This window comes from Albidovulum sp., assembly GCF_049646345.1.
GTDB lineage: Bacteria > Pseudomonadota > Alphaproteobacteria > Rhodobacterales > Rhodobacteraceae > Albidovulum.
The window spans coordinates 1-6307 of record NZ_JBARVQ010000686.1 but is presented as its reverse complement, the minus strand read 5'-3'; the positions used below and the strand labels follow the sequence as shown (position 1 = coordinate 6307).

General features: G+C 59.9%; 7 protein-coding genes. 6 read left to right on the top strand and 1 reads right to left on the bottom strand.

Going from position 1 to position 6307, the window contains the following annotated elements; genetic code table 11:
• A partial coding sequence (locus WBB85_RS17905; RefSeq protein WP_432639956.1) for an ABC transporter permease occupies positions 1–756 on the bottom strand: 756 nt, incomplete at its 3' end.
• Between the two features lie 129 nt (positions 757–885).
• Between WBB85_RS17905 and cysQ the strand changes: the two genes are divergently transcribed.
• From cysQ to WBB85_RS17875, 6 genes are all read left to right on the top strand, one after another.
• Positions 886–1683 carry a 3'(2'),5'-bisphosphate nucleotidase CysQ gene (cysQ, locus tag WBB85_RS17900; RefSeq protein ID WP_432639955.1) on the top strand — a complete coding sequence of 266 codons (798 nt, stop codon included), beginning with the start codon at positions 886–888 and terminating at the stop codon, positions 1681–1683.
• Positions 1680–2480, top strand: coding sequence for a 3-deoxy-manno-octulosonate cytidylyltransferase (locus WBB85_RS17895; RefSeq protein ID WP_432639954.1), 801 nt, complete (start codon positions 1680–1682; stop codon positions 2478–2480). The genes cysQ and WBB85_RS17895 overlap by 4 nt, the downstream gene beginning before the upstream one ends.
• A gap of 237 nt (positions 2481–2717) precedes the next feature.
• Entirely contained in the window at positions 2718–3611 is an 894-nt protein-coding gene (galU, locus tag WBB85_RS17890) for a UTP--glucose-1-phosphate uridylyltransferase GalU (RefSeq protein WP_432639953.1), read from the top strand.
• 5 nt (positions 3612–3616) lie between these two features.
• Positions 3617–4603 carry a UDP-glucose 4-epimerase GalE gene (gene galE / locus WBB85_RS17885; RefSeq protein ID WP_432639952.1) on the top strand — a complete coding sequence of 329 codons (987 nt, stop codon included), beginning with the start codon at positions 3617–3619 and terminating at the stop codon, positions 4601–4603.
• 241 nt (positions 4604–4844) lie between these two features.
• Positions 4845–5855 (top strand): glycosyltransferase family 2 protein, encoded by a 1011-nt coding sequence (locus WBB85_RS17880; RefSeq protein ID WP_432639951.1) that lies wholly within the window; start codon positions 4845–4847, stop codon positions 5853–5855.
• A partial coding sequence (locus WBB85_RS17875) for a beta-1,6-N-acetylglucosaminyltransferase (protein WP_432639950.1) occupies positions 5852–6307 on the top strand: 456 nt, incomplete at its 3' end. The genes WBB85_RS17880 and WBB85_RS17875, both read left to right, overlap by 4 nt.

Here is a 6307-nt window from a genome sequence, read left to right as displayed (position 1 = left end):
CATGAGAAGGACGATGGTGACGTAGATCGGGTAGGTCAGTGAAGATTTCAGCGGGTAATAGTTGATGAACGCATAGCCGCGGGCCTGATCGATGATGTGAAACAGCGGGTTCCAGTCGAACATCCTGAGCATTGTATAGGTCAGTGTATTCGCCACGAACATCTTGCCGGACGCGATCATGTTGGCCCGTGTGTAGATCATCTGCGCCATGGAAACAAAGCCCGGCCACCACGGCTTGATGGCCAGAATGACCATGCCCACGCTCACGCCATTCAGCCAGGCCAGCAGAAACATGCCCAGCGCCCCGATCGGGTTGTCGATGTGAACCGGCTCGAACGCGATATGGTAGACGCCAAGGACGACGGCCGCCGAAAGGACCTGTGTGTAAAGCGATGCCAGCGCGGATGAGCAGATCGCAATCGCGGTATTCATCGGCGCATGCAGCATCATCGCGGATGTCGGCCCCTCTGACCCGACAACAGCGCCCATCGCACCGGTATTGACCATGAAAACAACGACGCCGGACATCAGATAGACGATGAAATCGCCCCGTATCGCATTACCGCGCATACCCAGAACGCTGAACATGATGTAGAAAACACCGACCAGAAAAACGGTCTGGAGGATGCTTTTCAGCAGCCCGATCACCGCGTGACGATGGCCCCTGCGCACCGAGCGGACGGTGTTGTGGTAGATCAACTCCATGATCGCGAGCGCGGAGTTGAAACCCGACTTTCGCGTTTCTACCGTGAACATTGTGCCTGTCTTTCTACGGTTCTGTCGGGCCTACTGCGTTTTTTACACGGAAATCTTGCCGTTTCTTTGACACGCCATCATAAGGTTATGCGCTGGGCCGATCAACAGAAGCGCTTGGGGAGAAGCATATTGGAATACGAACGCCTTATCACGGTGATGCGCCGTCTCGCTCTGGAAGCCGGCGACCGGATCATGGAGATCTACAACTCCCCCGATTTCGAAGTCCGCTCCAAATCCGACGCAAGCCCGGTGACAGCCGCCGACGAGGCTGCCGATGCCCTCATCTCTGAAGGTCTGGCCGAGGCCTTTCCCTCGATGGCGCTTGTCACCGAGGAACAGGCGGCGAGCCATGGGCAACAGGTATCGACCTTCCTGATCGTCGACCCCCTGGACGGAACCAAGGAATTCGTTCAGCGCCGCGGCGATTTCACCGTCAACATCGCCTATGTCGAAGATGGTGTGCCCCTGCGTGGCGTCGTCTATGCCCCGGCCAAGGGGCGGCTTTTCTATACGCTTGCCGATGGCCGCTCGGTCGAGGAGAAAGGCGCGTTCGACAAGGAAACGCCGGGCGAACAGGTGCCGATCACGGTGTCGGTTCCTGACAATCGCGGCCTGATGGTTGTCGCCTCAAAATCCCATCGGGATCAGGCGACCGACGACTACATCGGACGCTATGCGGTGCGTGACATGACCAGCGCCGGGTCGAGCCTCAAATTCTGTCTGGTCGCAACCGGAGAGGCGGATCTTTATCCGCGACTGGGGCGTACGATGGAGTGGGACACGGCCGCAGGCGACGCTGTCCTGCGCGGTGCAGGGGGTGAAACCGTGCGTTTCGACGATCATACGCCATTCACTTATGGCAAGCCGGGTTTCGAAAATCCGTTCTTCATCGCCTATGCGCCCGGCGTTCTTCTGGTTCGGGAATGAGTGTCCTTATCGTCATCCCGGCGCGCTATGCGTCCAGCCGTTATCCCGGCAAGCCATTGGTGGCGCTCAAGGGGGCGGACGGACAGTCGCGCACGCTGATACGGCGCAGCTGGGAAGCTGCCTGCAAGGTCAAAGGGGTGGACCGGGTCGTTGTTGCGACCGACGATGACCGCATCCGGACCGAGGCAGAAGGTTTCGGGGCAGAGGTCGTCATGACCTCTGAAACCTGCCAGAACGGGACCGAGCGCTGCGCCGAGGCGCATGATGTTCTTGGCGGCGGATATGACATTGTCGTCAACCTTCAGGGCGACGCCCCGCTGACGCCGCACTGGTTCGTCGAGGCGCTGGTCGCCGGTCTGCGCAGCGATGCCACCGCCGATATAGCGACCCCTGTCCTGCGTTGCGACGGCCGGGCCCTGAACGGGTTTCTTGAGGACCGGCGCGCCGGTCGCGTGGGCGGCACGACGGCTGTGTTCGGCGCAGGCGGTCATGCGCTCTACTTCTCGAAAGAGGTCATTCCCTATACCGGCCGCACCTTTGATGACGAAGAGGCCACACCGGTCTTTCATCACGTCGGCGTCTATGCCTACAGGCCTGCGGCCCTGTCGGCCTATCCCGGCTGGGCCACCGGTCCGCTGGAAACTCTGGAAGGGCTCGAACAATTGCGGTTTCTGGAACAGGGGCGCCGGGTCCTTTGTGTGGAGGTGGAAGCGCGCGGTCGCGATTTCTGGGAACTCAACAACCCCGAAGATGTGCCACGAATCGAAAGGATGATGGCTGCGATGGGAATGGTGTGAATGCAACCTCTGGCGTGAGCAGGGATTCGCGGATCGCGCAGACAATCCTGACTACAATCCGCCGAAGAGATGCTCTACCGTTGCCAAATTGAGGCGACGTTAGGCATATTTGCCGCGCTGAGGTCGCCAAAGTGCCACAAGCTTGTTCTATTGGCACCGGCAAGTGATTAATGGAAGGGGCGTGGGGGACAGCCGCAAGGCTGCGCGCCAGAGTATAACTACAGGATGGTGTTGTAGATGAAGCGCAAGGTAACAAAGGCGATTTTCCCCGTTGCTGGTCTGGGAACAAGGTTTCTTCCGGCAACGAAATCGATTCCGAAAGAGATCATGACGCTGGTCGACCGGCCTTTGATTCAATACGCGATCGACGAAGCCCGCGCCGCGGGCATCAAGGAATTCATCTTTGTCACCTCCCGCGGCAAAGGCGCGTTGGAGGATTATTTCGATCACGCCAACGAATTGGAATCGCATCTGAAAAAATCCGGCAAGGACGACCTGCTGGAGGCTCTGCGCGCGTCCAATATGGAATCGGGGGCCATCGCCTATATCCGGCAGCACAAGGCGCTGGGCCTTGGGCACGCCGTCTGGTGCGCCCGCCGTCTGGTCGGCAACGAACCCTTTGCAGTCATCCTGCCCGACGACGTCATCGCCGCGGAAAAGCCCTGCCTGCAGCAGATGGTCGAAGCTCATGCAGAGGTCGGCGGCAACATGGTTGCGGCCATGGAAGTGCCTGCGGACAAGGCATCGTCCTATGGTGTTCTCGATGTGAAAGAAGACATGGGTTCGATGGTGTCGGTCAAGGGCATGGTTGAAAAGCCGAAGGCCGATGAAGCGCCGTCGAATCTTGCCGTGATCGGGCGCTACATCCTGACGCCGAAGATCATGCAGAACCTGAACCGAATGAAATCCGGCGCCGGGGGAGAGATCCAACTGACCGATGCGATTGCCGAGGAAATCAGCAAGGGCGAAAACATTTTTGGCTTCCGCTTCCGCGGCCAGCGCTTCGACTGCGGCTCCAAGGCAGGCTTTTTGCAGGCCACGGTCGCCTTCGGTCTGGCACGGGACGAGCTGCGCGAGGAATTCCAGCAGTTTCTTATCAGCATGACAGCGATCCGGAAGGCGGCTGAGTAAACCCTATGAGCCGACATATTCTGGTCACGGGGGGTGCCGGCTATATCGGCTCTCACGCCTGCAAAGTGTTGCGGGCGGCGGGTTATGTGCCTGTCACGTTCGACAATCTCGCCACGGGGTGGCGCGATGCGGTCAAGTTCGGACCCTTGGAAGAGGGCGATCTTGCGGATCGGGCGCGGCTGGATGAGGTCTTTGCCCGCTGGAAACCAGAGGCGGTCATGCATTTCGCCGCGATCAGCCTTGTCGGCGATGCGATGCGCGATCCCGGAACCTATTGGCGCGTGAACGTACTGGGTGCGCTGAACCTGATCGAGGCATCGCTGGCCGCCGGATGTAAGAATTTCGTATTTTCGTCGACCTGCGCCACTTACGGTGATCAGGACGGTGTGGTGCTGGACGAAAACTCGGCACAACTGCCATTGAACGCCTATGGCAAGTCGAAGCTGGCCATCGAACAGATGCTGGGGGATTTCGGGGCCAGCCATGGGCTGAACTCGGTCATCTTCCGCTACTTCAACGTCGCGGGTGCCGATCCCGAGGGCGAAGTGGGTGAATTCCACCGCCCCGAAACCCATCTCATTCCGCTGATGCTCGACGCGATTGACGGCAAGCGCCCGGAACTGACGGTTTTCGGCACCGATTATCCGACCCGGGACGGCACCTGCATCCGCGACTATGTCCATGTGATGGACCTGATCGAGGCGCATGTCGCCGGGCTGAAATGGCTGGAGGCCGGTCAGGGATCACGCGCTTTCTGTCTGGGAACCGGGCGCGGCTTCTCGGTCAAGGAAGTGATTGCGCATTCCCGTGAAGTGACCAATCGCGATGTTCCGATCATCTATGGCGACCGGCGTGCGGGCGATGCGGTCAGCCTTGTATCGGGCAGTGAACGTGCGATCCGCGAACTTGGCTGGACGCCCGCACGCTCTGACCTGACCAACATGATCGCCGATGCCTGGCGATGGCATCAGTCGGGCAACTATAGCGGCTGATCGCAGCGGCTGCATCCGAGCGCCATCCAACGATCTGGAAATTCTGGGAATCCGGTCGTTTGCTCCGGTCATTCAACAGTTTACCGGGATGCTCCGCCTATGTATTCTTGCCGCGATTGAGAGGCGCAGGACACAACAGGCAGGATCAGCGGGGCGATATCTTTCACCCTGGCAACCTCGCCTTAAGTCAAGTGCGGTAGCAGGGGGCTGCCGGGGTGGCTGAGCGTCCGGAAGGATCGGATTGAGCATCTGGGAAAGATACCGGCTGAGACTGCGGCGCAAGCGCCTGCGGTTTCGTGCGCTGCGCAGCCGCAGGCACCTTACGCCGGTGATCAACCGGACGGCCGACATTGGACGCAAGACAGTGCTGGTCGCAACCGTATTGCGTAACGAACGTGTGCGGCTTCCCTATTTTCTTCGCTACTATCGCAAACTCGGCGTCACGCATTTCCTGATGGTCGACAACGGGTCGGATGACGGGTCGCGCGAATACCTGGCCAAGCAGGAGGATGTGTCGCTTTGGGTCACGACCGCCAGCTACCGTGAGGCGCGGTATGGAGCGGACTGGCTCAACTGGCTCTTGTTCCGTCATGCGCGCGGGCACTGGATTCTGGCTTTGGATGTCGATGAATTCTTCATCTATCCCTTCTGTGACACGCGGCCCATCCGGGCGCTGACCGACTGGCTTGATACCTACGACGTGCGCAGCTTTCCGGCCATGGTTGTCGACATGTATCCCAAGGGGCCCATCGGCGCGGTGCCCTACCGGGAAGGCCAGGACCCTTTCGAAATCGCGAACCATTTCGACAGCGGGAACTACACGATCGCAAAGAATCCCAGCATGCGGAACGTCTGGATCCAGGGAGGACCGCGCGCGCGGACGATGTTCGCGGATGAGCCCGAACTGGCCCCGTCGCTCAACAAGATCCCGCTGGTGAAATGGCACTGGTCCTATTGTTTTGCCAGCTCAACCCATATGCTGCTGCCGCGCGGTCTGAACCTGACCTATGACGAGTGGGGCGGCGAGAAGGCATCGGGCTGCCTGCTGCACGCAAAGTTCCTGTCGACGTTTGAGGCGAAGGTCGAGGAAGAACTGGAAAGGCGCGAGCATTTCGCGGGCAGCCGGGAATATCTTGCCTATGCCGAAACCCTGAAAGGGGATGCCGATCTCTGGTGCAAGTGGTCGGAGAAATATGTCAACTGGCGCCAGCTTGAGATTCTCGGGCTCATGTCGAAGGGGAACTGGGCGTGACCGTCGGCTTCATCATGCTGTGCCACACGGCACTGGACCGCGCGGCGCAGGTCGCGCGTTTCTGGGCCGATGCGGGCTGTCCGATTGTCATTCATATCGATCGCCGGGTGAAGGCGGCCCAGTATGACGGCCTGGTCGCGGCGCTGGCCGATATCGACAGCGTCAGCTTTTCCCGCCGCTATGTCTGTGAATGGGGTGCGTTTTCTCTTGTTGCGGCGACTCAGGCCGCCGCCGAACAGATGCTGGAGCGTCATAGCGAGGTTCGCCATGTCTACCTGTCCTCTGGCGCCTGTCTGCCGCTCAGACCCGCGCAGGAACTGATCGACTATCTCGACGCGCGGCCCAGCACCGATTTCATCGAAAGTGTGACAACGGCCGATGTCGGCTGGACCATCGGCGGGCTTGACGCCGAACGGTTCACGCTGCGCTTTCCGTTTTCCTGGCGTCGGCAG